Source organism: Geomicrobium sediminis (genome assembly GCF_016908595.1).
Lineage (GTDB): Bacteria > Bacillota > Bacilli > Bacillales > Marinococcaceae > Geomicrobium_A > Geomicrobium_A sediminis.
This window is the reverse complement of the sequence record NZ_JAFBEC010000001.1, coordinates 239,012-265,402: the sequence shown is the minus strand read 5'-3', so window position 1 is coordinate 265,402 and position 26,391 is coordinate 239,012. Positions and strand designations below refer to the sequence as shown.

25 protein-coding genes are annotated in these 26,391 nt (G+C 41.9%); 18 read left to right on the top strand and 7 right to left on the bottom strand.

All coding sequences use genetic code 11. The annotated features are described in order from the left end of the window. Positions 1 to 8 precede the first annotated feature (8 nt). The gene (locus tag JOD17_RS01415) at positions 9 to 593 is read left to right on the top strand and encodes a GNAT family N-acetyltransferase (protein WP_204695377.1); all 585 of its coding nucleotides are present in this window, start codon (positions 9 to 11) and stop codon (positions 591 to 593) included. 26 nt (positions 594 to 619) lie between these two features. On the opposite strand, the gene JOD17_RS01410 is transcribed toward JOD17_RS01415, so the two are convergent. Continuing rightward, positions 620 to 2,074 (bottom strand): 4-hydroxyphenylacetate 3-hydroxylase family protein, encoded by a 1,455-nt coding sequence (locus JOD17_RS01410; protein WP_204695376.1) that lies wholly within the window; start codon positions 2,072 to 2,074, stop codon positions 620 to 622. A 172-nt stretch (positions 2,075 to 2,246) separates the two neighbouring features. On the opposite strand from JOD17_RS01410, the gene glpX reads away from it, so the two are divergent. From glpX to JOD17_RS01395, 3 genes are all read left to right on the top strand, one after another. Then, positions 2,247 to 3,224, top strand: a complete 978-nt coding sequence (glpX, locus tag JOD17_RS01405) for a class II fructose-bisphosphatase (protein WP_042416411.1) — start codon at positions 2,247 to 2,249, stop codon at positions 3,222 to 3,224. Positions 3,225 to 3,336: 112 nt separating this feature from the next. Further along, positions 3,337 to 3,831 carry a hypothetical protein gene (locus tag JOD17_RS01400; RefSeq protein WP_204695375.1) on the top strand — a complete coding sequence of 165 codons (495 nt, stop codon included), beginning with the start codon at positions 3,337 to 3,339 and terminating at the stop codon, positions 3,829 to 3,831. An 85-nt stretch (positions 3,832 to 3,916) separates the two neighbouring features. Next, on the top strand, positions 3,917 to 4,111 hold the full coding sequence (locus tag JOD17_RS01395; RefSeq protein WP_042358299.1) for a hypothetical protein: 195 nt from the start codon (positions 3,917 to 3,919) through the stop codon (positions 4,109 to 4,111). Positions 4,112 to 4,151: 40 nt separating this feature from the next. Here JOD17_RS01395 and JOD17_RS01390 read toward each other — a convergent pair whose 3' ends face one another. Beyond that, positions 4,152 to 4,739: a DUF3298 and DUF4163 domain-containing protein gene (locus JOD17_RS01390; protein ID WP_204695374.1), complete on the bottom strand. Its 588-nt coding sequence runs from the start codon at positions 4,737 to 4,739 to the stop codon at positions 4,152 to 4,154. 55 nt (positions 4,740 to 4,794) lie between these two features. Here JOD17_RS01390 and JOD17_RS01385 point away from each other — a divergent pair, with 55 nt between their 5' ends. The 6 genes from JOD17_RS01385 to JOD17_RS01360 all read left to right on the top strand — a co-directional run bounded on the left by JOD17_RS01385 (position 4,795) and on the right by JOD17_RS01360 (position 11,170). Further along, the gene (locus JOD17_RS01385; RefSeq protein WP_204695373.1) at positions 4,795 to 5,790 is read left to right on the top strand and encodes a DmpA family aminopeptidase; all 996 of its coding nucleotides are present in this window, start codon (positions 4,795 to 4,797) and stop codon (positions 5,788 to 5,790) included. A 157-nt stretch (positions 5,791 to 5,947) separates the two neighbouring features. Beyond that, positions 5,948 to 6,178 (top strand): hypothetical protein, encoded by a 231-nt coding sequence (locus JOD17_RS01380; protein ID WP_204695372.1) that lies wholly within the window; start codon positions 5,948 to 5,950, stop codon positions 6,176 to 6,178. Next, complete coding sequence (locus JOD17_RS01375) at positions 6,141 to 6,998, top strand: alpha/beta fold hydrolase (RefSeq protein ID WP_204695614.1); 858 nt, start codon at positions 6,141 to 6,143, stop codon at positions 6,996 to 6,998. Before JOD17_RS01380 ends, JOD17_RS01375 begins: the two co-directional genes overlap by 38 nt. A 326-nt stretch (positions 6,999 to 7,324) precedes the next feature. Next, positions 7,325 to 9,400 carry a peptidoglycan D,D-transpeptidase FtsI family protein gene (locus JOD17_RS01370; RefSeq protein ID WP_204695371.1) on the top strand — a complete coding sequence of 692 codons (2,076 nt, stop codon included), beginning with the start codon at positions 7,325 to 7,327 and terminating at the stop codon, positions 9,398 to 9,400. Between the two features lie 256 nt (positions 9,401 to 9,656). Further along, positions 9,657 to 10,511: an ABC transporter ATP-binding protein gene (locus JOD17_RS01365; RefSeq protein WP_204695370.1), complete on the top strand. Its 855-nt coding sequence runs from the start codon at positions 9,657 to 9,659 to the stop codon at positions 10,509 to 10,511. After that, positions 10,511 to 11,170, top strand: a complete 660-nt coding sequence (locus JOD17_RS01360; protein ID WP_204695369.1) for an ABC-2 transporter permease — start codon at positions 10,511 to 10,513, stop codon at positions 11,168 to 11,170. The genes JOD17_RS01365 and JOD17_RS01360 overlap by 1 nt, the downstream gene beginning before the upstream one ends. 57 nt (positions 11,171 to 11,227) lie before the next feature. On the opposite strand, the gene JOD17_RS01355 is transcribed toward JOD17_RS01360, so the two are convergent. The 4 genes from JOD17_RS01355 to JOD17_RS01340 form a co-directional block, all read right to left on the bottom strand. Then, a complete protein-coding gene (locus tag JOD17_RS01355; protein ID WP_204695368.1) occupies positions 11,228 to 12,877 on the bottom strand; it encodes an FAD-binding dehydrogenase in 1,650 nt (549 codons plus the stop codon). A gap of 75 nt (positions 12,878 to 12,952) precedes the next feature. Further along, positions 12,953 to 13,126 carry a hypothetical protein gene (locus JOD17_RS01350; protein WP_193745075.1) on the bottom strand — a complete coding sequence of 58 codons (174 nt, stop codon included), beginning with the start codon at positions 13,124 to 13,126 and terminating at the stop codon, positions 12,953 to 12,955. A 209-nt stretch (positions 13,127 to 13,335) separates the two neighbouring features. Further along, positions 13,336 to 14,613: a metal ABC transporter solute-binding protein, Zn/Mn family gene (locus JOD17_RS01345; RefSeq protein ID WP_204695367.1), complete on the bottom strand. Its 1,278-nt coding sequence runs from the start codon at positions 14,611 to 14,613 to the stop codon at positions 13,336 to 13,338. Between the two features lie 195 nt (positions 14,614 to 14,808). Beyond that, a complete protein-coding gene (locus JOD17_RS01340; protein WP_204695613.1) occupies positions 14,809 to 15,978 on the bottom strand; it encodes an MFS transporter in 1,170 nt (389 codons plus the stop codon). Between the two features lie 118 nt (positions 15,979 to 16,096). Here JOD17_RS01340 and JOD17_RS01335 point away from each other — a divergent pair, with 118 nt between their 5' ends. The 7 genes from JOD17_RS01335 (at position 16,097) to JOD17_RS01305 (ending at position 22,416) form a co-directional block, all read left to right on the top strand. Continuing rightward, the gene (locus JOD17_RS01335) at positions 16,097 to 16,483 is read left to right on the top strand and encodes an acyl-CoA thioesterase (protein ID WP_204695366.1); all 387 of its coding nucleotides are present in this window, start codon (positions 16,097 to 16,099) and stop codon (positions 16,481 to 16,483) included. A 64-nt stretch (positions 16,484 to 16,547) separates the two neighbouring features. Next, positions 16,548 to 17,327 carry a J domain-containing protein gene (locus tag JOD17_RS01330; RefSeq protein ID WP_204695365.1) on the top strand — a complete coding sequence of 260 codons (780 nt, stop codon included), beginning with the start codon at positions 16,548 to 16,550 and terminating at the stop codon, positions 17,325 to 17,327. Between the two features lie 292 nt (positions 17,328 to 17,619). Continuing rightward, positions 17,620 to 18,315: a CoA transferase subunit A gene (locus JOD17_RS01325; protein ID WP_204695364.1), complete on the top strand. Its 696-nt coding sequence runs from the start codon at positions 17,620 to 17,622 to the stop codon at positions 18,313 to 18,315. 10 nt (positions 18,316 to 18,325) lie between these two features. Continuing rightward, on the top strand, positions 18,326 to 18,949 hold the full coding sequence (locus JOD17_RS01320; protein ID WP_204695612.1) for a 3-oxoacid CoA-transferase subunit B: 624 nt from the start codon (positions 18,326 to 18,328) through the stop codon (positions 18,947 to 18,949). Positions 18,950 to 18,972: 23 nt separating this feature from the next. Next, complete coding sequence (locus tag JOD17_RS01315) at positions 18,973 to 19,968, top strand: TAXI family TRAP transporter solute-binding subunit (protein WP_204695363.1); 996 nt, start codon at positions 18,973 to 18,975, stop codon at positions 19,966 to 19,968. Between the two features lie 37 nt (positions 19,969 to 20,005). Then, positions 20,006 to 21,970, top strand: coding sequence for a TRAP transporter permease (locus JOD17_RS01310; protein WP_204695362.1), 1,965 nt, complete (start codon positions 20,006 to 20,008; stop codon positions 21,968 to 21,970). A 128-nt stretch (positions 21,971 to 22,098) separates the two neighbouring features. Continuing rightward, positions 22,099 to 22,416 carry a DUF3870 domain-containing protein gene (locus JOD17_RS01305; protein ID WP_239575097.1) on the top strand — a complete coding sequence of 106 codons (318 nt, stop codon included), beginning with the start codon at positions 22,099 to 22,101 and terminating at the stop codon, positions 22,414 to 22,416. A 109-nt stretch (positions 22,417 to 22,525) separates the two neighbouring features. On the opposite strand, the gene JOD17_RS01300 is transcribed toward JOD17_RS01305, so the two are convergent. Then, positions 22,526 to 23,851 carry an amidohydrolase family protein gene (locus tag JOD17_RS01300; protein WP_204695361.1) on the bottom strand — a complete coding sequence of 442 codons (1,326 nt, stop codon included), beginning with the start codon at positions 23,849 to 23,851 and terminating at the stop codon, positions 22,526 to 22,528. Between the two features lie 519 nt (positions 23,852 to 24,370). Here JOD17_RS01300 and asnB point away from each other — a divergent pair. Beyond that, a complete protein-coding gene (gene asnB / locus JOD17_RS01295) occupies positions 24,371 to 26,260 on the top strand; it encodes an asparagine synthase (glutamine-hydrolyzing) (RefSeq protein WP_204695360.1) in 1,890 nt (629 codons plus the stop codon). Positions 26,261 to 26,391 lie beyond the last annotated feature (131 nt).

Sequence of the window (26,391 nt, the reverse complement as noted above, 5' to 3'; positions counted from 1 at the left end):
GTGTATACATGTTATATTCAGAACGTTTGCACTTAAGGAAGTTTACAGTCCACGATGCAGAAATTTATCATGCATGGCGGACAGATGAGCAAGTGATGAAAACGACGAGCTTGTCTTTAGACGATTTCACATTTGAAGAGACGAAGCAGTTTGTCCAAGAAGTACTTGTTGGTGACTCACATTCACGGACATATATGATCGTTAACACAAAATCGAACACGCCGATTGGTGTCACATCACTAATTCATATTGATACAAAAAATCGCAATGCAGAAATGATTATTGATATCGGTGAAAAAGAGTATTGGGGAAGTGGTTATGGGTTTGAAGCTGTGAATGTGCTGCTTAAATACGCATTTTTAGAACAGAACTTTCACCGTATATCCTTGAATGTATTTGCTTTTAACGAACGGGCGATTCATCTCTATGAACGAATCGGTTTCCAACAAGAAGGCAGGAACCGGGAAGCGGTCTTTCGAGATGGGTGTTATCACGACATCATACAGATGGGATTATTACAGACAGAGTTTATCGGTAAGCGCGCCGATTCTGACTCCGTAAAAAGCTCAGAATCAGAATCGGCCGTTCAGTAACAAATTCAGCGGAGTGAGTCATACGATTAGTTGATAGGAGCTTGACTATTGTCATTCTTTCTAAGTGTTTCTAAAAATGTTTTTACACGGTCGCGGTACGGACGAGTGTCGTAATGATTGTATAAGTTTGTTGATAGTCGAACAGGATCTCCATAGAAATAGCGTTCAAATTGTGTTTGCCTTGAACCAAAATCACCCATCGTCAAATCTTTGGCAAGTCGTAACAATTGGACTTTTTCTTTTGCTGAGGTGTCATAACCACCGATAAAGCGTTCGAGCAACGGAGCAATTGGAGATTGAAAGTCTTTTTCGTTCGGTGCGGCAATGAAATTACTCGCTCCGATTAATTGAATGATCTCGACAAGTCGTGGGTACGTCGTTTGGTAATAAGACACGGCAGCTTTAAGTGGTGGTGCAAATGGTACCATCATGCCATACTCATTAACCCCTGCTTGCGCTTCGGAAGAATACACGAACGCACGCATCGCTTCTAGCGCTGTGATCATTTCCGCAAGCTTTTGTTGAATGTGTTGAAACTGGCTGATCTTAAGCGTTTCAACCATCTCCTCAGCGAGACCGATGAGCCATTCCGTTTTAACAATTTGCCGGTTTGATGCGTGGAACAATAGTGCAGGTTCTAGACCTGTCTCAAAGAACAAGCCTTGTGATAAACGCTCACTTTTGTAAAGAAACACCCGATCCCACGGCACAAGGACGTTATCGAAAACAACGATTGCATCGCCTTCTTCAAATTGAGAAGAATACGGTTCGTCGTAAAGGGAATCAGTTGCGTAGGAAGGTCTGGCAAGAAACTTTAGACCTGGTGTGGCTGATGGAATGGAGAAAGCAAATAATGAGTCTTTCTCAAAACCTGCGGGCAAGACGATGACCTCATCGGTGATGCCTCCTTGAGTGGCGAGGAGTCGTGCACCATCGATGACAATTCCTTCGTCAGTTTCGTCTACAATTTTAGCAGCGATAGGCAGTTCCTCTTCTTCAGAAAAGAAAGACGATCGTTTTCTTGCTTTTGGATTCACAAACGTATGCGTAAACGTTAGATCATGTTCGAGTGCTTCTTTATGAATCCGTTCAATCCGCTCACCATACTCACTTCCCTCCATTGCAAAATAATCTTTTGCGTTCGCTAACGTTGTAATGATCGTGTTGCCGTATTCCGGGGATCTGCCGAGTAATCCCGCATTTTGATTTGCCCATACTTGTGTCGCGAGTCGGTGTTTCTCTAAGTCTTCTTTTGTTTTCATCGGTTCATATGAGAAATTGCTTTGATGATCTTTGGCACTTAAGATGTCTTCGTATTGCTTCTCATGCACAAGATCATAAAGTTTCGCTTTGCTTTGAAGTACCGCTTTGAATGCGGGATGCTCTGTTACAGGACCTTGTAACAGTGACCCCTCAAGCCATATTTCAGTTTTTAGCTTTGATATTCGATGTAAATACTCTTTACCCGTTACCGTTACCATGACATTCGCCCTCCTTACAGTTACCTTATGCAATGTCATAAAAACGGTAACGACAATCACAGGATAAAACGAAAAAGGGCCTATGTGGTATTCGTAAAAATATTATTAGGCTATACAAATATAAAATGTGATATACTTATTCTATCGATTGAAGAAAATGCGGAGGTATGAAATGGATAGAGAACTTGCATTAGAAGTAACGAGAGTAACCGAAGGAGCCGCACTTGCAGCCGCAAAGTGGTTAGGTAGAGGCGATAAGAATCAAGCTGATGGAGCTGCAACTAATGCGATGAGAGAGATTTTTGACTCCGTGAACATGAAAGGTCGCGTCGTGATCGGTGAAGGGGAAATGGATGAAGCACCGATGCTGTATATCGGTGAAGAACTAGGAACAGGTAATGGCCCTGAAGTTGATATCGCGGTCGATCCAATAGAAGGTACAACAATTGTTGCTAAAGGATATACGAACGCAATTACTGTTCTTGCAATTGCTGATCGTGGGAACTTACTCCACGCTCCAGATATGTATATGGAGAAATTAGCAGTAGGACCAAACGCAGCGGGTAAGGTAAGCATTGACGACCCTGTTGAAAAGACAATTGAAATTGTAGCAAAAGCGAATAATAAAGCGATTGAAGACGTTACGGTGATGGTTTTAGAACGTGAACGTCATCAAGATACGATTGACCGAATTCGTGAGAAAGGTGCACGTGTAAAGCTTTTCTCAGATAATGATATTAGTGCGGCAATCGCAACGTCCCTTCCTGGAACAGGTGTTGACTTATTCTTAGGAACTGGGGGAGCTCCAGAAGGAGTTGTTGCTGCTGCAGGACTGAAGTGCCTCGGTGGAGATATGCAAGGTCGCCTTGTCCCACAAAACGATGGAGAAATTGCTCGTTGTAAAGAGATGGGAATTGAAGATCCACATCGTATTCTGATGTTGAACGATCTCGTTGCTGGAGACGATGCAATTTTCTCGGCAACAGGTGTAACTTCTGGAACGTTTCTAAATGAAGCGAAGTTTCTAGGAGGCGGTCTTGTAGAAACAGATTCAATCGTTATGCGTGCGAAAACGAAAACCGTTCGTTACATCAAGACGGTTCACAATTTAGAACATAAACCGAATTATTACTTGAAAAGTAACGACTAAATGATACACTGAAGTTAATCAAATACGGAGATTTTTAGGAGGAGCCTGCCACTAAGGGACAATTATGTCTCGGTGGCAGGCTCCTTTTTTATTGGATAAGGAGTGGATGTAGATGGCAAAAGTTCAATTGTCGCATTTTAGAAATGGGCTCACACCACCAATAACCGCAATCGCCAATCATTTGAATTATATTGAACACAAAGAGCCACAGCAGCGTTTCTTTGGGAAATCGTTAACAGATCGACGAGCATTTGTTCAAAAAATTGATAGACAAACCTCCGCAATTGAACCGGCGTTTCGGTTGCAGATTTCATTTAGTTATCTTGAACTTGACTTTAAACAGGTTATTCAAGCAGCGATGTGGCGGTTGGAACGTCAATTGAGGATAGATTTCGACTGGATTGCAATGGTTCATTGTGAATCAAATGATCCACACGTTCACGTAATCATACGAGGGTGTGACTTACACGGAGAGCTCTTAATTTTCTATCCGTCCTACGTGCTTCAACTAAAAAAACAGATTGAAGCAATTGAGAACGAGCAACTGCGAAATGAAGAGAAAGAGAGGGAAATTGCCTCTTATCTTATCAACATTTCACGAAACTAACAATGTACCAGTCGTTTACAAATGAAAGAGGAAACAACTATGTTAAACTTACATGGAATGATCTTTAATGACTCAGGAGGATTATATGAACTTAGGTTTGTTCTTGTTGCTCTTAATCGGGACAACGATTGGAATTGTATGGACGCTAGCGATTGCTAAGAATCCTGGTTCGGAGAAGTATAGCAGTGAAAGTAGCTTTAATCTGTTATCGCTCCACTATTTAATTATCGTTCCAATCATACTCGTCATTTTAACGATTATATTATTCTTTCTAATGTAAAGTGAGTCAGCAATTGTTCATTGCGACTCACTTTTTCAACTTAAGGCAATGAAACGTCAGGGAACAAATACAGTGGAATCGGGAAGTAGGTAATCCCGTACACGTAAGGTAATAGTTCATATTGATTAAAAAAGATCACGAGTGTTTGGTCAGCAATGTAAAAGTTCGTATCATCATTTACTCCTGAAAAGGGGACGAGTAAATCACTTGTTAAATGGCGCTCATCGAGTTGACTTTTGATGTGCTCATTTATGATCGAACGATCTTCATTTGTTGTTAAGAACAGATCTTTAAAAGAAAGAAGTTGCCCGGTTTCTGTGTTGAACGTTAAGCCCTTCTCAAGCGTTGTTCCGTGTGCACCACCAGAAAATTGATAAATCGAAAGAGTTAAGCTTAAGATGTGTGGTTGATTTGTTTTAATGTCATACGTTCCTGTTAGCTCGGTTTCTTTTTGACCGTATCCTTGATCTTTCATCATACGCCACACCGTTTGTTTGATCGTTTGATTAATCCTCGTTTCAGCTTTTTTGTTGGTATGTTCCCGAATCGTTGGGTAGTAGACATTCACTCGAGGCTGTACAATATGATGTGACGAGACACTGAGTGGTAACTGTTCAATTAATGACATCGTATCCCTCCTAAGATAACGTATGTCGATGATGTAGAAATGGAGATGAAAAATCATGCAAAAACGTGCAAGTCATTATTTGCAGTTTGGTTCAATGCCAAAGGGTTCGAAAAATTCAATTACAGACGTGCCAGGCGTAACTGTTGGTCACGTAACCTTAGTAGAAGGAGCGGCAATCCGAACAGGGGTAACAGCGGTTTTGCCTCATCAAGATAATCTTTTTAAACATAAAGTTCTAGCGAGCTCTGCGGTCATCAATGGCTTCGGAAAAACGACGGGACTCGTCCAATTACAAGAACTTGGTACGTTAGAAAGTCCAATTATGCTCACGAATACATTTAGTGTGCCAGCCGTAACCGAAGGGACGATTCAATGGCTATTAGAACGTAACGAAGAGATTGGAACGTCGACAGGAACAGTTAATATCGTTGTTGGAGAATGTAATGACGGTTATTTAAATGATATAAGAGGGATGCACATACGCTCTCATCATGCGAGAGAAGCGATTAATAACGCAAGTTCTGAAGTAGCTGAAGGCTGTGTCGGAGCAGGAACGGGCATGAGTTGTATGGGTTACAAAGGTGGGGTTGGAACAAGTTCAAGAAAGGTTGGGAATGGTACGTTAGGTGTGCTCGTTGTCTCAAACTTCTCCCAATCTTTAGATCAACAAGAGCCTCCTGGTTCAATCATGATGATCGTTGCAACAGATTTACGAGTAAATGAAAGGCAGTTACATCGAATTGCGAAGCGAACCGCATTTGGACTTGCACGAACCGGATCGACGGCACATCATGGGAGTGGTGACATTGCAATTGCTTTTTCAACAGCACACCGAACGGCACATGATCAATCCGAACAAGTAGACACCTATTCTTTTCTTAGAGACAACGATGCAATCATGAATGAAATTTTTGATGCGACGGCGAGCGCCACAGAAGAAGCGATCTGGAACTCGTTGTTTGCTGCGGATTCAATGACCGGCAGAGAAGGTAACAAACGTTTAGCAATTACAGCAGAAAAAGCGAGAAAGATTCGAGCGAGATTTTCTTGATTGACTCGAAAAACAACTCCTTATATTTTGAATTTGTGTAATAATATAGACAAAAGGCGTTTCGAATAGAGAGGATGAGTGCCTTATCGTTCTAATCGTACAAGTATTAAGTATACTTCCTTATCTTATGTTCATGAGCGTATGGCTTTATAACACAATGAATCTGTACGAGCCAGTACGAACGTTAGTTTCTGGGATTGCGCTAACGTTGTTTTCTACACTGTCTTTTTGGGTCGTTTCATCGTCAGGTGTAATTTGGCTACCGAATTGGCAATTACTCATTGTTTGTGGGGGAGCAGGTGTCGTCTTTAGTGTTATTGGTGTGTACCAAATGAACCGAAAGGGGAATCATAATGAACATTCAGTTTCAGTCAATCACAGTAAATGAGATTACATTAAATGTGGCAAGTGCTGGAGACCTAGATGGTGAACCGATTATTTTATTGCACGGATTTCCTGAATTTTGGTATGGCTGGAGAAAGCAGATTGAACCGTTAGCAAAGGCAGGGTATCACGTCATAATCCCAGACCAAAGAGGGTATAACAAAAGTGATAAACCGACTGGACGCAGAGCCTATCAACTGGATGAACTACGAAACGACCTTGTTGGTTTAATTAAGAGCATAGGTAAAGGGAAAGTGACTGTAATTGGACATGATTGGGGAGGCGCTGTTGCTTGGCATCTTGCAACGACTCATCCTGAGTTAATCAAACGTTTAATTACCATCAATATTCCTCATCCAGCGGTCTTTCCAAAAGTACTACTCACCTCACCGATGCAATGGTTACGTAGTTCCTATATGGCTTTCTTTCAATTGCCTGAAATACCAGAACGGCTTCTAGAAGCAGGTGATTTTTCGTACATGAGTGAGGCACTTAAAATGTCGAGTAACCCGGGGACTTTTACAGAGGCGGACCTTGAGGTGTATGAAGCAAGCTGGCGTCAACCTGGAGCAATGACAGCCATGTTGAACTGGTATCGTGGGATGCCACAAAGCATTAAATCGATGGACCTTGATGTAGAAGTGACCGTACCAACGAAAATGATTTGGGGAGTCGGCGACCATTTTCTATCAACGAAACTCGCAAAGGAAAGCCAATCACTTCTAAGAAACGGTGAAGGAGTGTTTATCGGTGGAGCAACCCATTGGGTTCATCTTGAACAGCCAGAACTTGTAAATCAACACATCTTATCATTTATTAAGTAGACAAGCTGCCAGGCAACGGTGAAAAGAATAAACAGTGGTACCTAGAAATGAGTTAAGTGGCTTCACTTACTACGGTTGTTACCCAAACGATTCACTGCGCCTAACTCCATCGCAAAGCCGCTTTACTTAAAGACTAGGTTTAATCGATACTTTAAAAGGTGATCGACTTTCTTCGTTTCTGTTTTATTAAGAACGATGTGTATGTCCTTTTCTTGTGTTACGATGGACGCATCTATGTCTAGTCCATTAGGATGAATTGATAACTGATGATTTTGCTGTTTTTGATTATTTCGAAAATCGATTTTCACAAGATTGGGGAGAGTTCGATGGGGCAGCCAAAACGTAAGAATCATATTCCTTATCGTCTTAACGTACTGTTCTTTGGGGTATTTGTCTTATTTTCTATTCTTATATTGCGTCTTGGGTACGTGCAAATCGTTCAAGGAGATTCTTACGATTTAATGTTAAGTCAAGAGGAAGAGCAGACTGCGACTGTAGATGCTCCGCGTGGAATTATGTTTGATAGCAATAATTATGTTTTAGTTGATAATGACATGCAGCTCTCGCTTACGTATACGAATCGCCCAGGCAACGAACAAGAGCGTTATGAAATTGCGCATCAACTTGTCAATTACTTAGAAGTTGATGAAGAAGACGTAGAAGAAATTAACGACCGTGAGTGGCAAGATTATTTCTTATATGAAGCTTCGATTGAAGAGCGTGAGGAAGATGGTACGCTCGGGCCGATGGCAGCATTTGTAGATGAACTCGTGACGAGCGAAGAGATTTCTACAGACGACCTAAGTCAAAGTGATATTTATACAAGACAACTTAGTCGCTTAGATGCGGAGGAAATACGCGAGAGCTATAGTCTGGAAGAACAGCAAGCTGTTGTAATCTGGCGGGAGATGCTCAGCGGTTACAATCATTCACCAAACCGGATTGCTCGTGGATTAAGTGAAGAACAAGCACATCATATTGGTGAAGTCTTACATACAATGCCAGGGACAGATTTAATGAGAGATGCGGAACGAGTTTATCCGTACGGTGAACAATTTGCATCGTTTTTTGGAAGCGTAGGATCAATCCCAGCAGAGCTTGTTGATGGGTACTTAGGGAAAGGTTACGAACGTAGCGATGCTGTGGGAACGTCATACCTAGAGCAAGAGTATGAAGATCTGTTGCGTGGTGAGAAAGCGATCATGACGACATTGCCAAGTGGTGATGTAGAAATGCAAGAAGGTCGCAGAGGAAATGATTTACGACTCACGCTAGATATGCGTTTGCAACAAGAAGTTGATGCGATGGTAACACGCAGAATCGATGGGTACGGTGGGTATGCATTTCCTGCCGGGCGTGATGCGTATGTCGTCATGATTGAACCATCTACCGGTGACATCTTAGCGCTTGTCGGGTATCAAGGCCACCTCGGTACAGTAAACAATAGTTATACCGTAGGATCTTCAATTAAGCCGGCGACGGTGTTAGCAGGTTATCGTCATGGCGCAATTGGACATGGTTCAGTGATTCATGATTCCCCGATCACTCATTTACCGAATACACCATCCATTTCATCCGTTGTGAATATGGGCTATGTGAACGATATAGATGCGATTCGACGTTCATCCAACGTGTATATGGCAGAAATCGCGATGCGCCTTGCAGGTTACAACCGTAGCAACAATACGTGGAACACTCTTTCTGAATCCTACAATATGTTACGTGAGCATTATGCTCAATTTGGATTAGGGACGAGTACAGGAATTGATTTACCGTTTGAGTCTGAAGGCATTACGGGACCGAATACAGCAGGTATGGTGTTATTGTTAAGTTTTGGTCAATATGATGATTACACACCTTTACAACTTGGTCAGTATACGGCAACGCTCGCAAACGACGGAGTTCGAATGCGGACTCGCCTCGTCCGAGATGTACTTGAGCCAGGAGACATTCCAGGAGAAGCAGGTGGGAGCATACGCTATTATGAACCGGAAGTGCTGAATACGGTCGATAACCCGATCGGTGACATAAATCGTATGCAAACCGCGATGAGACAAGTGGTTAGCGTCTCAGGACAAGGTGGAGGAACGGCAAACCGTGAGCTCGGTAGTTTTGAATACCAAGCAGCTGGGAAAACAGGAACTGCCCAAGTGCAAGAAAATGGCATTCGCCTTAACAACCAAACGATGGTTGCTTATGCTCCTTATGATAACCCAGAGGTTGCCGTAGCGGTTGTTGTACCAAACGTAACCATTAGTCGTAACCGAGAATTTGCAGGAATTGCGAATAATATTGCCAGAGAAGCAATGGAGATTTTCTTTGAACAAAAAGAAAGTCACCAAGCACCAGAATTAGCGGAAGTTGAAGACATGGATATCGACCCTGACGATACAGAAGGATAAATAGTGAAAGCCGCTGATCAATCGATCAGCGGCTTTTTTTTGGGAAGATTTGTGTGCAACCAAAATGCTCATCGAAGCGCTGGTCGTTTTATGACGGTGTTCTCCCGTTTCATGACATCATTTCCGTAAACAGTCCGGTTTACGCCCTTTTGCATCAAAAGTACCGAGATAAGAGGTATTAAGCCGTACACTAGCAATAAGAAGAAATGATCAGTCGATTATTATGAATATGAAACAACGAAAAGGGTGGATGACGATGACAGCAATTTTAGAAGTTACTGATTTAAATAAATCATACAAAGACTCTTCATTTTCACTAGAGGATGTTTCCTTAACAATTCCTTACGGTTCAATTGTCGGATTCATTGGAGAGAATGGAGCTGGCAAATCGACAACGATGGGGTCTATTCTCGGAACGCTTCGCGTTGATACAGGTTCAATTCAAATGTTTGAGCGAGACGTGAACCATAAGAACAAAGCAGAAAAAGAGGACATTGGCGTCGTTTTTGATGATTTAAAGCTACCGAAGCGACTAACAGTCAAGAAGCTCAATCGAGTACTAAGTCATGTGTACAAAAATTGGAGTGAAGAAACGTTTTTCCACTATGTTGATTTCTTTCAATTGCCTAAAGATAAGGCTGTGGGTCATTTTTCAAGAGGTATGTCGATGAAGTTAAGTGTTGCAGTCGCACTGTCTCATCAAGCAAAGCTACTCATTTTGGATGAGGCCACGGCAGGACTCGATCCGACAGGGCGCGCGGAGCTACTTGAAGTATTACAAGCGTTTGTTAAAGATCAAGATCGAGGGATTTTAATGTCATCACACATTACGAGCGACATAGAGAAAATTGCGGATCAGTTAGTATTCATTAAAGGTGGAAAGATTCGTTTAAGTGTAAGTAAGCAGGTGTTATTAAACGAGTATGTTGTGGCACGGTTACGTAATGAAGAAGTACAACAATTAACAAAAACACACATCATCGCAAAAAAAGCTGACGGGGAGTATGTTGAAGTGTTGCTTACAAACCGTTCTGAAGTAAGCGAAGATCAGTTGATTCAAAATCGTACGATTGATGACATTAGTTTATTACTTATGAGGGGTGACATATAATGGTTGGATTATTCCTAAATCAATACTACTCAGTTTCTAAAACGATTCTTAGTTATGCAGTGGCTGCATTTGTTCTAGTTCTTGTCGTTATCGGAATTGGTAATGAACTTCTTGTCTTCTTCGCCATGTATATGCCGATTATTTTCCTCGTGTCCCCTGCTTTTGAAGTATTAAAGCATGAATCACAATCAGGTTGGAATAAGTTTGTGTTAACGTTGCCCGTAAATCGAGGCAATATCGTTCAAAGCCAATACCTATTCTTTCTGTTCTTAATGAGTATTGGCGTCGCAATTACAATTATGGCTTTTGTCGTTGCGGAATGGGTGCTTGGAAGTACCATGAACCAAGAATTAATGTACACGATGATGACGGGGATAGGCATTGCATTTATTATGGGTGCGATAAGTTATCCTGCAACGTATGTGTTTGGTACGGAAAAATCAGATACGATTGTTCTTGTTGCAACACTAAGTGGTGTTGGCCTCTTCCTACTTGCCCAGCAAGGGTTTGCGAGATTATTGGAACAAATGAGTATTGAAACGGTAGCATCAATGAATGGAAGTCTCGTATTTAATGGGAGCTTTCTAGTCATCGGTCTTGTACTCTTTGTAATCTCTTACTTCGTAACAATGGGCATTTACAATCGTAAGGAATATTAAAGATAAAACGCCTGTGAGAGTGACTCGCAGGCGTTTTAGGTGTAGAAAGCACGTCTGTTAGCTCGATCCGAGTGTGTGGCCGACTTGTAGACCGCTAAACAAGCAGCCTCCTAGAAATGTTCCTTCGAGAGAGCGGTAGCCGTGAACGCCACCCCCTCCAAACCCAGCTGCTTCACCTGCTGCATAAAGCCCTGGCAGCGGTTGTATTCCGTCTTTTAGAACAGCACCATCTAGGTTCGTCTGCAATCCTCCGAGGGTTTTGCGACTAAGAATATGGAGCTTGACTGCAATAAGTGGCCCGTGGTTCTGATCAAGAATTTGATGAGGTTTTGCGACGCGAATCTTTTGGTCTCCGATGTATTGTCTAGCGTTATGGATTGCTTGCACTTGTGCGTCTTTCGTAAACGGGTTGTTTAACTCACGATCTCGAGCTACGATTGTATCTTTGATCGTATCAAGGTTAAGTAACGACTCGTCAGTAAGGGTGTTCATTTTGTTAATGAGTTCTGTTAAGGACTGAGCGGTAACGAAGTCCTCTCCAAAGTCTAAAAAGCTTTGAACCGCAGTAGTAGGGCCAGGGAGTGCGCGTTTTAAAACAAGCTTTAAATTTTTTCCTGTAAGATCGGGATTTTGCTCCGATCCTGATAATGCAAACTCTCGTTCTACAATCTCTTTCGTCGTAATAAACCAAGAATAGTCATACCCGGTGTCTTGAATGGCTTTTAGTGTTGAGAGTGTATCAAACCCAGGGAAGTTTGGAGCGGAAAAACGATCTCCTGTTGCACTCAACCAAATGGAAGAAGGACCGGGTAGAATTCGTATGCCATGAGATTTCCACACCGGGTACCAGTTTCGAATCCCTTCTGTGTAATGCCACATCCGATCTTTATTGACAGTTCGGGCTCCAACTTGTTCACTAACTTGTAGTAAGCGACCGTTCACATATTCAGGAACACCGGCAATCATCTTTTTGGGTGCTTTTCCGAGCCAAGTAGGCCAATTTTTACGAACGAGATCGAGATTGCCACCAATTCCTCCACTTGCGATGACGACTGTGTCTGCTAGATAACGGAACTCACCGATTGCGGTCTTGCTTGATGCGCGACCTCGCATCGCGTTGGATTCTTCTAACCGATAACCTTCAACCCCAACGATTTTTCCGCCTGACATAATCAATTGTTCAACTCGATGCCTCGGCAAGTAAGTAAGGTTTTGTAAATCGTTCAGCTTTGTGATAAAAGGTTGTAGAATCGCAGGACCGGTACCCCAAACGATATGGAAACGAGGAACGCTATTGCCATGTTCGTGCGCTAAAGAACCCCCTCGTTCAGCCCACCCAACAATAGGGAAAAATCGAATGCCGAGAGATTGAAGCCACTCGCGCTTTCGACCTGCAGCGAAATTGACATAAGCTTCCGCCCATTTCTTTGCCCAAATATCTTCATCATAAGGGTCCGCTAAGCGATCCCAATTCGCACTTCCTTGCCAATCTTGCCAACCAAGATTGGCAGAGTCTTGAATATTCAGTTTCCTTTGTTCGGGAGAATCAATAAGAAAGAGCCCTCCGAATGACCAATACGCTTGTCCACCTAACGATTGCCTACCTTCTTGATCAATTAATAGAACACGTTTCTTTCGCTCAGCAATTTCAGTGGCTGCAACAAGTCCTGAAAGCCCTGAACCAACAACAATCGTATCGAATTTCATGAAGATCACGCTCCAATTCAGATCTCCCCAGAAAAAAATCCATGTCGATTCAAACCCGACACGGATGTAGTTATTCTAGAGGTTATATTGATTAATGAGACGTTCAATCTTTTCAGTTGTTTTGTCATAGACGACAGGGTCTCGCTTTTTAATACTAGCCATCGCGTAAAGGAAGGCTACTTCTTTAACATCATCCGGGAGCTTTCGGTACTCTTCCATAAATTCGGGTATTGTTTTCATTGCATTCACCTCGGGTCCCCTTTTTTAAAGTATACCTTGTTTTCTTAAATACTTCACTAACCATATGTATTTTGTCTATTTTTTTTATAGGTTTTAGAGAAGAGGAAGTGATCGTTGACATCTAACGATACAATAGGACAATAAACGGCAATTATTTCCCGGGAAATCGACAAACAAATGTAAAAAAGGACGCATGATTACGCCCTTTTTATGATCGATTAATGATTTAATGCAGTCTCAAGAGTTTCAATGTTCATTTCCATCATGCTAACGTAGTCTTCGCCGGCATCATAGTCCTCTTGTGAAATGCTCTCCATATTACGAAGAACAAGGCTTTCTGCACCAATCTCGGATTGAATAACTTCACTAATGGTGCTACTAACATTGTTTTCAAACACTACATAGCTAAGGTTATTTTCTCGTGCAGCTTCTACAATTGACGTTAACTCTGATTGTGAAGGTTCCTGAGTAGAAGACAAACCGTGAATACTTAATTGTTCAATGCCGTAGCGATCTTCCCAATAACCATAAGCAGCATGTGAAACGATAATTTGTTTATGATCTGCACTGTCAATCGTACTTTGAAGTGACGCGTCTAATTGTTCCAAATCAGCTTTTAATGACTCGTAGTTTTGTACGAAGTCTTCTTCGTGTTCAGGACGTAATTCACTTAACTGATTCATAATGTTTTCTGCTAGTTCAATGCTGTAAATGGGATCAAGGAAAACGTGAGGGTCAATTGCACCAGACTCCTCGTCATGATCATCGATGTGTATTGTTGTAGTTTCGGATTCAGCGACGGGTTGCTCTTCGTCGTCAATAAACGCTGCATACACTTGTTGTCCGTCTGTATCCACAGTGTCTTCAAAAGATTTGCCTGTTGAAGCTTCACTCCAGTCATCAGATTCAGAATCTCTTGTGTACCAGGTAACGTCTCCTTCGACATCTATGTCTGCGGTAGCAGTAAGGGCAATCGTATCACCGGTATGGTAGTGATCGTTGATGCCTTCAAGATCTACTGCACTCGTCTGATCTTCATTATGATCATGATCGTGCTCGTGCTCGTGCTCGTGGTCATGGGAATGGTCACTTTCGCTGTCATGACCGTGCTCACCTCGTAAAGAGAGGTGTTCACCTGCTGAAATGATCTCTACCGTTTCTTCATCGAGTAGGTCATGAATGGTATCGGCAAATGGTTCCATGCCAACGCCAGAATAAATAAAAGCATCATCTTCAGCAATTTTTACGTACGTACTAGATGAAGGGTCAAATGTATGTGCATCGGCATTAGGGGGATAGACACTTTCTACCTCGACATGTTCACCGCCAATTCGTGACGTGAAATCTTCAAGAGCAAACAAAGTTGTAGATATTTGTAAAGGTTCTGTTGCTTCTTGGTCAGTAGCATCATTCTCAGATGGTGTTTGGTCATCAGAACATGCGATTAACAAGAAAGGAAGAACTATGGATAAAGGCACTAATCGAAATTTACGCATGTAAGTAACTCCTTTAGTAATAACCGTAATGGTTACGATTCGTAATGATTACGATTTATAGAATAACGACAAATAACTGAAATGTCAAGAGCTTTCATTTCCTTTAACTGAAATTGTTTAAGGCTTTAAAAAAAGGAGTTCCATTAGTTTTGTCGAAGAAAAGCAACGTCCATCTTTTGGACGTTGCTTTTAGGTCTATTCATGAATAGGATCTTCAATTTTTCTAGTTACGATACTAATGATGAGACCAATCGTAATCATACTCGCTGCGACCCAAGTAATCGCTTGATAACCAAAGCCGATGCTCAGTAAAAACGACCCTAGTGCTGCACCTATTGCATTTGAAAGGTTAAAGACGGATGCTGCCAGAGTACCTGACAAGTTAGGGGCTTCTTTTGCTGCGAGAATGATCTTTGCATTAAGAAGTGGTGTCGTCCCGAATGTACCCGCTCCGAATAAGAAACTCATTAATATAGCCATCGGGGCAAATTGTAAGAAATAGGCGTACGTTGCTAGAACAAGTGCAAGTGCTAGCAGGGCATAAATCAATCGTGTCGTCAGTTTTGATGGTTGTACGGTTCCGGATGCAAAATTTCCGAGTACTGCCCCAAGGCCGAAGAAGAACAGGCCAATCGTAATGCCGGTTACATCAAAACCAGCAAACTCCCGGTACATCGGTTCTTTAAACGTGTAAGCTGTGAATACACCTGAAAACCCGAATACGATAATCGCCATTGTGAGCAAGACGTTTTTGTTTTTGAGCATTGATAGCTCTGTTTTGATTTTAGGAATTTCAGTCGGTTTAACATTCGGTGTAACGATGAGTAAACCAATAAGTGTCACAACGCCTAGGACAGCCATGAACCAAAAGACAATTCTCCAGTCAAAAATTCCACCTAAATAAGAGCCAAAGGGTACTCCTAGCATGATTGCAATGGTTAAACCACCTTGAACTGCGGCAATGGCGCTCGTTTTTTTAGACGCTTCTGAAATACTAACTGCGACAAACATACATAAGCCGAAGTACGGTGCATGCATCGCAGCTGATAACAGCCTTGATAAGAGCAATACTTCGAAATATGGTGCGGTCGCGGCAATGATATTACTAATGATAAACAGTGCAACAAACGCAACAAGTAAAGGTTTGGGTGAAGCCTTGAGTGTTACGATTCGTAATAGTGGTCCGAAGATGGCAACACTGATGGCATATACGGTAAGAAGCAAGCCGGTCGTCGATACATCAACGTTCAAATCACGTGCAAATTGGGTTAACAATCCGGTAACGACGTATTCTGTCATTCCAACAGCAAACGTCCCAAGCATAAAGACAGCAAGGATTGTTTTTCTAGAGAAGTTAAGGCGCATCATAAACCGCTCCCTTCGATTCTGTTTTTTAATCACGAGTGAACATACTAAAATAAGATCAAAGGGATGTCTAGTGAAATCCATAAAAAAATATAAAAGATTTACTGGAGGCGTTTTCATGTATTCTACAACGATTACACCAAGAGTCTCAGAAACGGATGGGGTTGGTCATATTAACAATACGACGATTCCAGTATGGCTTGAGGCAGGACGTAAGGAGATTTTTAAGTTGTTCAATCCTGATTTGGCATTTCATGATTGGCGTTGCATTTTACTTAAAATTGACATTCAATATCTAAGCGAAATTCACTACCATTCAGACGTTGTCGTTAACATTTGGGTTGAGAAAGTTGGGAATACGAGCTTTACTTTATATGAAGAAATTCATCAAAACGATCGTTGTTGTACAAAAGGACATGCAGTATACGTGAATGTTGCTAGAAAAGGTGGAAAGCAAACGATTCCAAATGAGATTAAGATGAAATTAATGGAACATAGTCGTTGATTACATACTACGAATAAAATAGTATAAGAATAGAGACAAGTAGGTAATGTAAGGAGGATCTTCGATGATGGAAGTGTTTGTTTTACTGTTTATCATCGGCAGCTTTGGTCTTTGTTATTGGCTGTATTCTTCAAATCAAACGCAATCAACATCATTTTTAACAACCTATCGTTCTTTCGTTGTTGATGGTGCTGTTATTAATGGCAAAGATGTCTCGTTTTATCAACTTCGCCAAGACAAACGTCAACGGTATTATTCTGTTCCTGAAGGTAAGGTTTCGATTCAGGGTAAGAATACGAAGTTGGAACTTGATATTGGGGCTAAGCTAACGAAAACAAGCGGTGGACAGTGTGAGCAATTATATATTGAATCAATGACGGTCAATCAGCGTTATGTATATTCTCATCAGCCAGGCCAATTTACACCTTACATAGTGAGCGCGAGCGAACTAGAAAATGATGTGCAGAAAGCATTATTATTTCTTTGTAGTGTACTTATGGCAAACAATAAATTAAGTAAAAGCAATCGGGCGAATCGAGCTTTTACAGATGCGTTAGAATTTAGTGAAGTCAGTCATTCCTTTTTGCATCATCAACAGAGTGCAGAGAGTTACTTGTTTGAACGTACCAAGCTGTCGAGTAAGAGCGTCATTTCATGTGTTAATGAACATATGAAAGTACTAGAATTTCAGCAACATGAGCAAGTAAGCCTTGAAGAAGTAAAGGCAAGATATCGTTTGATGGCAAAGCGTTATCACCCTGATTCGCCGACAGGTGACTCAGTCAAATTCCAGCGGGTCAAAGAAGCATATGAACAAATCAAAAAGAAACACGTCGCGATATGAAAAGTGGTTCTCCGGCAAATCTCTTGCTAGGGGAACGTTTAAAAAGAAGCTTTAAAATTTTCCGAAAAAAGTATTGAAAGCGTCTACATCTCGTGGTACTATTTCGTTATTAAGAAATGAACTTGATAGACGCGTTATTATAATGCTCCAAGCTTGTTCCCGCTTGCTTGGGTAACCATTATAAGCCAAACGATCTATCATCAGTGTTTAAGGCTAGGAGTCTGTGCGCCTTAAAGCGATGATAATTGTTTGGTTTTTATTTTGGAATTTTGTTGAAAAAGGGGAGACAAGAATGACTTCTAAGAAAGAAATCTCATTAACGGATATTTCAAAGTACATAAAAGACGGTGACCAAGTGCTCGTTGGTGGGTTTGGTCTGTCTGGCTGCCCATTGACAATCGTCGACGAGATTGCAAAGACTGACGTCAAAGATCTAACCATTGTAAGTAATAACTTAGGTGAACCTCAAAAAGGATTGGGGAAACTTCTTGTTAACGGTCAAATTAAAAAAGCTATTGGATCTTATTTCACAACACATCGTGGGGCAGTAAACGCTTGGAATGAGGGCTGGCTTGAAATTGAATTGTTGCCTCAAGGTACGATGGCTGAAGGAATTCGTGCAGCAGGAGCAGGGATTCCTGCTTTTTATACACCGACAGGAGCAGGAACGAAACTTTCTGAGAATAAAGAAGTGCGGGAATTTGATGGCAAAGAATATGTATTGGAAAAAAGCATCCCGGGGGATGTAGCTCTTATTCGAGCACATAAAGCCGATGAATATGGAAATTTAGTCTATCGCAAAACACAAGAAAACTTTAATACAGCGATGGCGATGGCAGGAAAAATTGTAATTGCAGAAGTGGATGAAATCGTTCCAACTGGCGAATTAAAACCAGAAGAAATTAAAACTCAACATTTATTTGTCGACTATCTTGTTAAGACGCGCTATGAAGTTGAAGGGGGGACTTTCGTTGAACGTACAAAATAACGTGAAAACGATGAGGCAAGACATTGCAAAACGTGCAGCAGACGAGCTAGGGGAAGGCGAAGTCATTAACTTAGGGGTTGGGATTCCTACACTTATTCCGGAGTACTTAGGTGATAAGCATGTGTTTTTGCATTCAGAAAATGGATTGCTCGGTACGGGTCCTGCACCAGAAGCTGGTCAAATTAATCCCGATTTGATTAATGCAAGTAAGCAACCCGTTACCGAATTACCAGGATCGGCAATTTTTGATAGTGCGTTATCATTCGCAATGATCCGTGGGGGTCATGTGGACACGGCTGTAATCGGAGCGCTTCAAGTGGATCAAACCGGAGAGCTTGCAAATTGGGCCGTTCCAGGTAAGGATATTCTCGGTGTTGGTGGTGCGATGGACCTTGTTGCTGGTGTACAAAAAGTAATTTTAACGATGACACACACATCCAAAAGTGGAGAAGCAAAAATCGTTGAGTCATTAACGTATCCGAGCAGTGGATATCGTAAAGCGGATGTATTGATTACCGAAAAAGCGGTCTTTACATTCAAAAACAATCAAATGTATTTAGTAGAAGTAGCTGATGGCGTGACAGTTGAAGACATTGAAGAAACGACAGCGGCATCATTTGTTGTCGCACTTTAAGACTTACATTGGGGGTGGATGACATGAAGTTTTGGAAAAGCATGATCGTATTCATGATGTTATTGGCGATTGTAAGCGGTTGCTCACAAACTGAATCAAATGCAAATGAAGATACAGAGGTCGCAGCAGGAGAACCTCCTGAAGATTTCACATTTGGTGCTGCAACCGTGGGTGGACTTTGGCACTCACTCGCAGCATCAATGAGTGAAGAGATTCGAGAGATCTATCCCGAGTCTACAGCAACGGTTGTAGAGGGAGGCTCGATTGCTAACTTAATTGGTATTCAAAACGATATTTTTGCATTAGGTTTTTCCAATGGAGAGTCGATTCCGATGGCAGCGAACGCTATTGGAGACTTTGAAGAGCCAATTACGAATATGAAAACGATTGCAACGTTCTATCCGAACGTGTTACACATCGTCGTGCCGAGTAGTTCAAACATTCATACTGTTGAAGATTTAGCAGGTCAGCGGGTAAGCCCTGGAATTCGTGGGTACAGTGGTGAGGTTATGTTCAAAGACATCCTTACGGCCTATGACATGAGCTATGATGATTTAGCACAAATTGAGTACATTGGTACGTCTGATGCTGCGGATCTAATGCGTGACGGTCACCTGGATGCTTGGGTCGGTGGTTTAGGGATTCCGGCGTCATTCGTACAAGAGCTTGATATAACACTTGGTGTACGTATTATTCCTTTAACAGAAGAAGATCAAGTGAAATTGAAAGAAATCAATGAAGGGTATAACCCATATACAATTGAGGCTGGTACTTATGGCGATCATGATGATATTTTAACATTTGCTCCAGAGACCGTTCTTGTAGCAAATGAAAACATAATTACTGAAGAAGTGGGCTATGAACTTACGAAAATGATTATTGAGAATGCAGATCTATGGAGGTCTGTTTCTAGTACGTTATCTGATTTTGATGCTGAATATTCGATCGAATATAGTATTGGTGAACTTCATCCCGGAGCGAAGCGATATTATGAAGAGATTGGAGTTTTAAACGATTAGTTGAAAACGCTTTACAAATGATCAGGGGGTGTTTTAAATGAGCCAAAAAGAGTTAAATCTAGATGTGAAAGACATGGACGAAGCACAGTCGGAAGTTCTCGGAAATAAGCAGCGGACTTTGGTCGGTGTGACGGGTAAAGTCGTTTCGTTCCTTGCAATTTTAATGTCATTATTCCACTTGTATACGGCTTTCTTTGGAGTGTTTGAGTCGATCGCACAACGCTCCATTCACTTAGCCTTTGCACTCGTTCTTGTGTTTGCCCTTTATCGACCGACAAAGAATCAAGAAGGAAAACGCATTCCTTGGTATGACATTGTTGCCATCTTACTCGTTCTCGGTTCTTTTCAATATTTTGCATTAAATGCGATTGACATTTCTGCAAGGTTAACGTATGTAACACCACTCTCTACGTTGGAGATTGTGATCGGTGTGATTGCGAGCATTCTTCTAATTGAAGCAACGCGGCGTGTCGTTGGACGGGCGTTCACAATTATTGTACTCGCATTCTTAGGCTATGGGTTTTTCGGTCAGTACTTGCCTGGAGGATTAGAACATCGTGGGTTTGACTTAATGTGGATTCTCGATCACTTATTCTATTCAACGATGGGTGTGTTCAGTACTCCACTTGGGGTTTCTGCAACGTTTATCTTCTTGTTTATTCTTTTTGGTAAGTTTCTAGAAGTATCTGGGGCAGGGAACTTCTTTATTAACTTGTCTGTAGGTTTAATGGGGAAATATCGCGGTGGTCCTGCTAAGACTGCAGTTGCCGGGAGTGCCATTCTTGGAACGATCTCAGGTAGCGCGGTCGCAAATACAGCTACGACTGGACCATTTACAATACCTCTTATGAAGCGTACTGGATATAAAGGAACATTTGCAGCAGCTGTTGAAGCCGTCTCTTCGGCTGGTGGACAGATTATTCCTCCGATCATGGGTGCGGCGGCGTTCATTATTGCGTCTTACTTAGGTGTTCCTTACATTGAAGTTGCGATTGCAGCCATTATTCCAGCAATCCTATATTACGTCTGTGTGTATTTCCAAGTTGATTTACGTGCGAAAAAAGATGGCTTAGATGGTATGCCAAAGGAAATGATTCCAAAGGTTAAAACCGTACTTGAAGAAGGTGGAATGTTCTCACTTCCACTACTTATTATCGTCATCATGCTCGTTATGGGTTACTCACCGATGCGTGCGGCATTGTTTGCGATTGCGAGTGTAATCGTTGTCGCAGCCTTTAAAGCAGCGACACGACTCTCGTTTGGAACGATGTTCAAAGCGTTAGATCTTGGGGCACGTGCAGCGCTTGAAACAGCGATCGCTTGTGCGTCTGCAGGTTTTATCATCGGGGTTATTAGCATGACAGGAATTGGCTTACAATTTAGTAGCATGATTCTTGCGATTTCTGGTGATAGTCTATTTATTACGTTGTTGCTTACGATGGTAGCTTCACTATTACTCGGTCTTGGGTTACCAACGGTTGCCGCTTATATCGTTCAAGTACCACTAACGATTCCAGCACTCGTCCAGCTCGGCGTAGAACCGATGGCGGCGCACTTGTTCGTTTTCTATTTTGCAATTTTATCGGCGATCACGCCACCCGTTGCATTGGCATCGTTTGCTGCTTCTGGAATTGCAAATACGAATCCGCTGCAAACGAGTCTCGTTGCATTAAGGCTAGGAATTGCTGGATTTATCGTGCCATTCATGTTCGTGTACGGACCGTCACTCATTTGGATCGGTACACCTGGAGAAGTCGTCATAACATTAACGACAGCATTAGTCGGTGTGTTTGCCTTAAGTGCTGCCATTGAAGGCTGGTGGCTACGAGGCACGTACTGGTACGAGCGAATTGCTTTGTTTGTAGCAGCAATTATGCTCGTTGTACCAGACTTCCTTGTCAGCCTCGCTGGTTTTGCAATCTTCGCGATCGTATTTGTTCTACAGAAATGGGTTATGCCAAAGAAAAACCATTCAGAGCACCAATATAACGAAGCACTATAACAATTAAAGTCCTAATCTCCTAAAAAAGTGTCGCTCTTTTACAAAAGAGCGACACTTTTATTATATAATAAGAACATTCAATAAGTTGTAAGGCAAGTAGACAAGCCTAACGAAAGAAGGGATTTTTGTTGGATACGATTTTAGTTACGGGTTATGCAAAGGCCCCTCAAGGAACATCTATGTATGAAGTGTACAAGCACTTTGGCATCGTGTTAGAAATTGATCGTAAGACATATGAAATTGTCGATGTAGAGCTTACCCTCGTGACATCCTTGGCCCAAAGCTATTTCAAACGTTTAATCATCGGATACGATCTAAATGAAGGTATTGATCCGCTAATGAAGAAGATTAATGAAAACTACTACGCACCTTCTGTCAATTCTGTGAATGTTGCTTTACGCACGGCTTATCAGCGATTTAAGGAACAGGTGCAAACGTCATACTAGTGTGATGATCAAAATGAGTAAATAATATAAAGTCGAAATAAGAACATAGATTAGTCGCTAAGAACATAAAAGGGATGATGGGGTTGATAACCTCATCATCCTTTCTTCTCTAACCGAGTAAGTGCTCACTAGTTGCTGTCGCTAGTCTTTTTATTCTCTCGATATCGATACCAATCATCTTTCCATTCTTCTTAACAGGATTACCTGCGACATATACTGAGTCGACGTTCGCGTTGTTTGTGCATTGGACGACCGTCCCGACTGGATCATTGACTGGGAAAATATTAAGGTCATTCTTGTTGATCATAATGAGATCGGCTTGTTTGCCCGGTGTTAACGAGCCGACTTTGTGATCGAGTCTTAGCGCTTTTGCACCGTCAATTGTTGCAGACTCCAATATGCTTTGTGCAGAGAGGTGAAGCTTTGGTCCAGGCATGATGCCTTGAGATAACTGTTCTTGATTTACTCGAGCACGATCCGCTTGCAAGGCGAACTTCATTTGTGTGAACATGTCTCCACCGGTAGACGTAACAACGTCCACGCCAAGTGCTGGTTTTACCCCGTTTTCCAAAGCAAGCCCAACAGCAGGGTAACCATGACCCATCATCATTTCAATTTCAGGCGTTACAGAGATACTGCCACCGTGCTCCGCTAGCAATCGTACCTCCTCGGGTTGTACGGCATTTGCATGGGCGAAGTTCAAATGTTCTCCTAACAACCCTGCTGCATGTAGTTTCTCTATGGAACGTTCTGTTGAGCCCCACGTTCCAAATCCTAAGTGCATGCTACAGACTGCGTCGATCTCACGTGCGAACTGAATTTCCTTTACACTCGTCTCCCAGGAACTAAATTCCGGTCCGCGAATCGCGAGCCCCATCGTAAGCAATTGATCATCTGAGCTGAAATGCCGCTCTTTCATTGCCCTAGCTTTATCGATCGTATCGAGCTTACTATCTGAATTCCAGTATTCAGCATCTCCTGGAGATCCATAACCGAAAATGGCACGGATTCCTGATTCTTTTAGCCCCCTGATCATCTCTTCCGCATGATCATTTGAAATAATCATCGTCCAGTCATATAAGGTTGTAACTCCTGATTCCAACGCTTCAAGCGCCCCTAATAGGTTCCCGACATAATCGTCTTCCGGACGTCTCTTCGATCCAATATTCCCATAATAAATGTTGCCTAAATACGTCTGTAATGACCAATCTGCACCAACGTTGCGAATGACGGATTCCCACGTATGCCTGTGTGTATCGACTAGACCCGGCATCACGATCATGTCCTTTGCATCAATGACCTCACAATCTTCAGCTGAAATGTTCGGTCCGACTTCAATGATCTTATCGTTTTCAATTAGTACATCGGCATCTTTGAAATTCCCAAGGTTGCTGTCCGAGGTAATTACTGTTCCGTTTTTAAATAGTCGCTTCATGCAAACCACTCCTTCTTAACGTCAGATTACTTATAAGAAAAGCACAAAAAAGCCATTGCACTTTCCTAGTTGCAAAGGGGTTGTCCTCTCTATCATTATGATGGATTGATGACAGGTTCGTAAGTGAGCACTTGAAAGTTATTTAGTGTTCTGGAGGAAACTTAAGAAGGAATCATGAAAAAAGAACCATATTAATTTCTCATAAAAACTTGCTTTACATTAAACTCCTTTTACGTTTGAAATGGTTAGATCCTTAAAACTCGTGTTCGTTATTTGTGGCTCTTTAAGATAAACCCAATGGCTTATTTTTCTTTATAAACATGTAACGTTACACTCTATTTCACCATTAAAAACATGCAATTAAAGTGCCGAAAAGTGCGAGCTTATATGGCTTCTAGCTACTCATGCTACCTTTGCAAGTACTACTATAGATACTAACAGACTAATCTGAAATTTTATTTACAAAATCTTCTAGGTAAACTATACTGTGTTGGCGGGCTGAGTGTATGGGAGGCTATTATGTGCGGTTTTTGTGGTCGTGTGAAGCGTACTTACATGGATTCAGTAGATTTACATCGTGTAGAGGAGCGAATGCATCATCGAGGTCCTGATGACTTTCGTTATGTTCAAGACTCAGACATTGATTTCTGTTTTTCAAGATTGAGTATTCAAGATCTATCAAATGCACACCAGCCTATGCAGAGTTTATCCAAGCAATACCTGATTGTTTTTAATGGAGAAATCTATAATTATGTTGAACTGAGACAATCATTAATAGAAGAAGGTTATTATTTTCAAACGGAAGGTGACACGGAAGTGCTTCTTGCGCTTTACGAGGTTTACGGTAAACAAATGATTTATCAGTTGCGTGGGATGTTTGCTTTTGCCATTTGGGATCGCGTGGAGCGAGAGTTGTTTGCGGCAAGAGACCCATTTGGAATTAAGCCGTTTTATTATGATGAAAATGAAGCTGGTTTTTTCTTCTCATCTGAACGGAAGTGTTTACCGCTGTTAGGTGCAGAGCATAAAGCTGTTGATAAAGAAGCATTGCATCATTATTTAACGTTTCAATATATCCCTTCCACGGACGGTTATACAGACGCAGCGTTTCAACAATTGAAGCCAGGGCATTGTCTTACGTACTCGTTTGACTTGGAGAAGGCACATGTGGAACGCTACTTTCAAGCGCAATTTTGTTCTAGTGTAGAAGGTACAAAAAATGTAGCGACAACTTTGCAACAAGCACTTCAAAGTTCTGTATCTGTTCATATGCGCAGTGACGTGAGTGTAGGAGCGTTTTTATCAGGTGGAATTGATTCAAGCACAATTGTTGCACTAGCAAAAGAACATCATCCGAATTTGCAAACGTTTACGGTCGGATTTGAACGAGAGGGGTATAGCGAGATCGAGCTAGCAAAAGAAACGGCCGATCATCTAGGGGTAGATAACCATTCGTATATCATTACAGCTCAAGAAGTGATGAACGAGATGGAGAATATCGTCTATCATTTGGACGAGCCGATTGCTGATCCAGCTGCAATCCCTAACTATTTCGTTTCCCGGCTTGCAAGTCAGCATGTGAAAGTCGTGCTATCGGGAGAAGGAGCCGATGAATTGTTCGCAGGTTATGAGATCTACAAGGAGCCTAATGCGCTGAAAGGTTTTGGCTACTTACCTAGACGACTCAATCATTGGGTACAATGGTTAGCAAGGCAATTGCCTGAAGGAATAAAAGGAAGAAATTATCTGATTCGTGGAACAACACCACTAGCTGAGCGTTATGTCGGGAATGCCAAAATTTTCAATCTTGAGGAAAAAGAATTATTGCTAGCGGATGCAGGATGCATTTATCCATATACAAACGTCACAAAACCATTGTATGACCAAGCTTTACAATGGGATGACAGCACACAAATGCAATACATTGATTTGCACACGTGGTTGCCAGGGGATATTCTGACGGTAGCAGATCGGATGTCGATGGCTCATTCAATAGAACTTCGAGTGCCTTTTTTAGACCAACAAGTGTTTGAAGTGGCATCCATGATCCCTCAGTCCATGAAACTGACGGCAGGTACGACGAAATTTATTTTAAGAGAAGCAGCAAAAGATATTTTACCAGAAGCTGTCTTTAATCGGAAAAAGCTAGGTTTTCCAGTACCAATTCGACATTGGTTGCAAAATGAAATGTATGAGTGGGTTCAATCAATCGTTCATCGAAGTAACACAGACATGTTCATAAACAAGTCGTATGTACTTAGCCTTTTAGACGAGCATGCAAAAGGGATGGCTAATCACAGTCGTAAGTTGTGGACGGCGGTCACATTCATGATATGGCACCGGGTATTTGAAGAAGAACGAACTTCTCGTGAAGTGCTCGTGTCACGTCCCATTCATGCAGTGTTATAATCGGATACATTTGATCAAATGAGGAAGAGAGACGTCCAGTGCATCATGCACTGGGCGTTTTGTGTATGCACAAGCTAAAGAGTAGTTATCCCCAACGTAAAAAGATGGGGTGAGGTCACTTATCCACATGT

Coding starts and splice junctions, on each gene's coding strand:
- JOD17_RS01415 (WP_204695377.1), top strand. CDS start 9: ATGTTATATTCAGAACGTTTGCACTTAAGGAAGTTTACAGTCCACGAT.
- JOD17_RS01410 (WP_204695376.1), bottom strand. CDS start 2,074: ATGGTAACGGTAACGGGTAAAGAGTATTTACATCGAATATCAAAGCTA.
- glpX (WP_042416411.1), top strand. CDS start 2,247: ATGGATAGAGAACTTGCATTAGAAGTAACGAGAGTAACCGAAGGAGCC.
- JOD17_RS01400 (WP_204695375.1), top strand. CDS start 3,337: ATGGCAAAAGTTCAATTGTCGCATTTTAGAAATGGGCTCACACCACCA.
- JOD17_RS01395 (WP_042358299.1), top strand. CDS start 3,917: ATGAACTTAGGTTTGTTCTTGTTGCTCTTAATCGGGACAACGATTGGA.
- JOD17_RS01390 (WP_204695374.1), bottom strand. CDS start 4,739: ATGTCATTAATTGAACAGTTACCACTCAGTGTCTCGTCACATCATATT.
- JOD17_RS01385 (WP_204695373.1), top strand. CDS start 4,795: ATGCAAAAACGTGCAAGTCATTATTTGCAGTTTGGTTCAATGCCAAAG.
- JOD17_RS01380 (WP_204695372.1), top strand. CDS start 5,948: ATGAATCTGTACGAGCCAGTACGAACGTTAGTTTCTGGGATTGCGCTA.
- JOD17_RS01370 (WP_204695371.1), top strand. CDS start 7,325: ATGGGGCAGCCAAAACGTAAGAATCATATTCCTTATCGTCTTAACGTA.
- JOD17_RS01365 (WP_204695370.1), top strand. CDS start 9,657: ATGACAGCAATTTTAGAAGTTACTGATTTAAATAAATCATACAAAGAC.
- JOD17_RS01360 (WP_204695369.1), top strand. CDS start 10,511: ATGGTTGGATTATTCCTAAATCAATACTACTCAGTTTCTAAAACGATT.
- JOD17_RS01355 (WP_204695368.1), bottom strand. CDS start 12,877: ATGAAATTCGATACGATTGTTGTTGGTTCAGGGCTTTCAGGACTTGTT.
- JOD17_RS01345 (WP_204695367.1), bottom strand. CDS start 14,613: ATGCGTAAATTTCGATTAGTGCCTTTATCCATAGTTCTTCCTTTCTTG.
- JOD17_RS01340 (WP_204695613.1), bottom strand. CDS start 15,978: ATGCGCCTTAACTTCTCTAGAAAAACAATCCTTGCTGTCTTTATGCTT.
- JOD17_RS01335 (WP_204695366.1), top strand. CDS start 16,097: ATGTATTCTACAACGATTACACCAAGAGTCTCAGAAACGGATGGGGTT.
- JOD17_RS01330 (WP_204695365.1), top strand. CDS start 16,548: ATGATGGAAGTGTTTGTTTTACTGTTTATCATCGGCAGCTTTGGTCTT.
- JOD17_RS01325 (WP_204695364.1), top strand. CDS start 17,620: ATGACTTCTAAGAAAGAAATCTCATTAACGGATATTTCAAAGTACATA.
- JOD17_RS01320 (WP_204695612.1), top strand. CDS start 18,326: ATGAGGCAAGACATTGCAAAACGTGCAGCAGACGAGCTAGGGGAAGGC.
- JOD17_RS01315 (WP_204695363.1), top strand. CDS start 18,973: ATGAAGTTTTGGAAAAGCATGATCGTATTCATGATGTTATTGGCGATT.
- JOD17_RS01310 (WP_204695362.1), top strand. CDS start 20,006: ATGAGCCAAAAAGAGTTAAATCTAGATGTGAAAGACATGGACGAAGCA.
- JOD17_RS01300 (WP_204695361.1), bottom strand. CDS start 23,851: ATGAAGCGACTATTTAAAAACGGAACAGTAATTACCTCGGACAGCAAC.
- asnB (WP_204695360.1), top strand. CDS start 24,371: ATGTGCGGTTTTTGTGGTCGTGTGAAGCGTACTTACATGGATTCAGTA.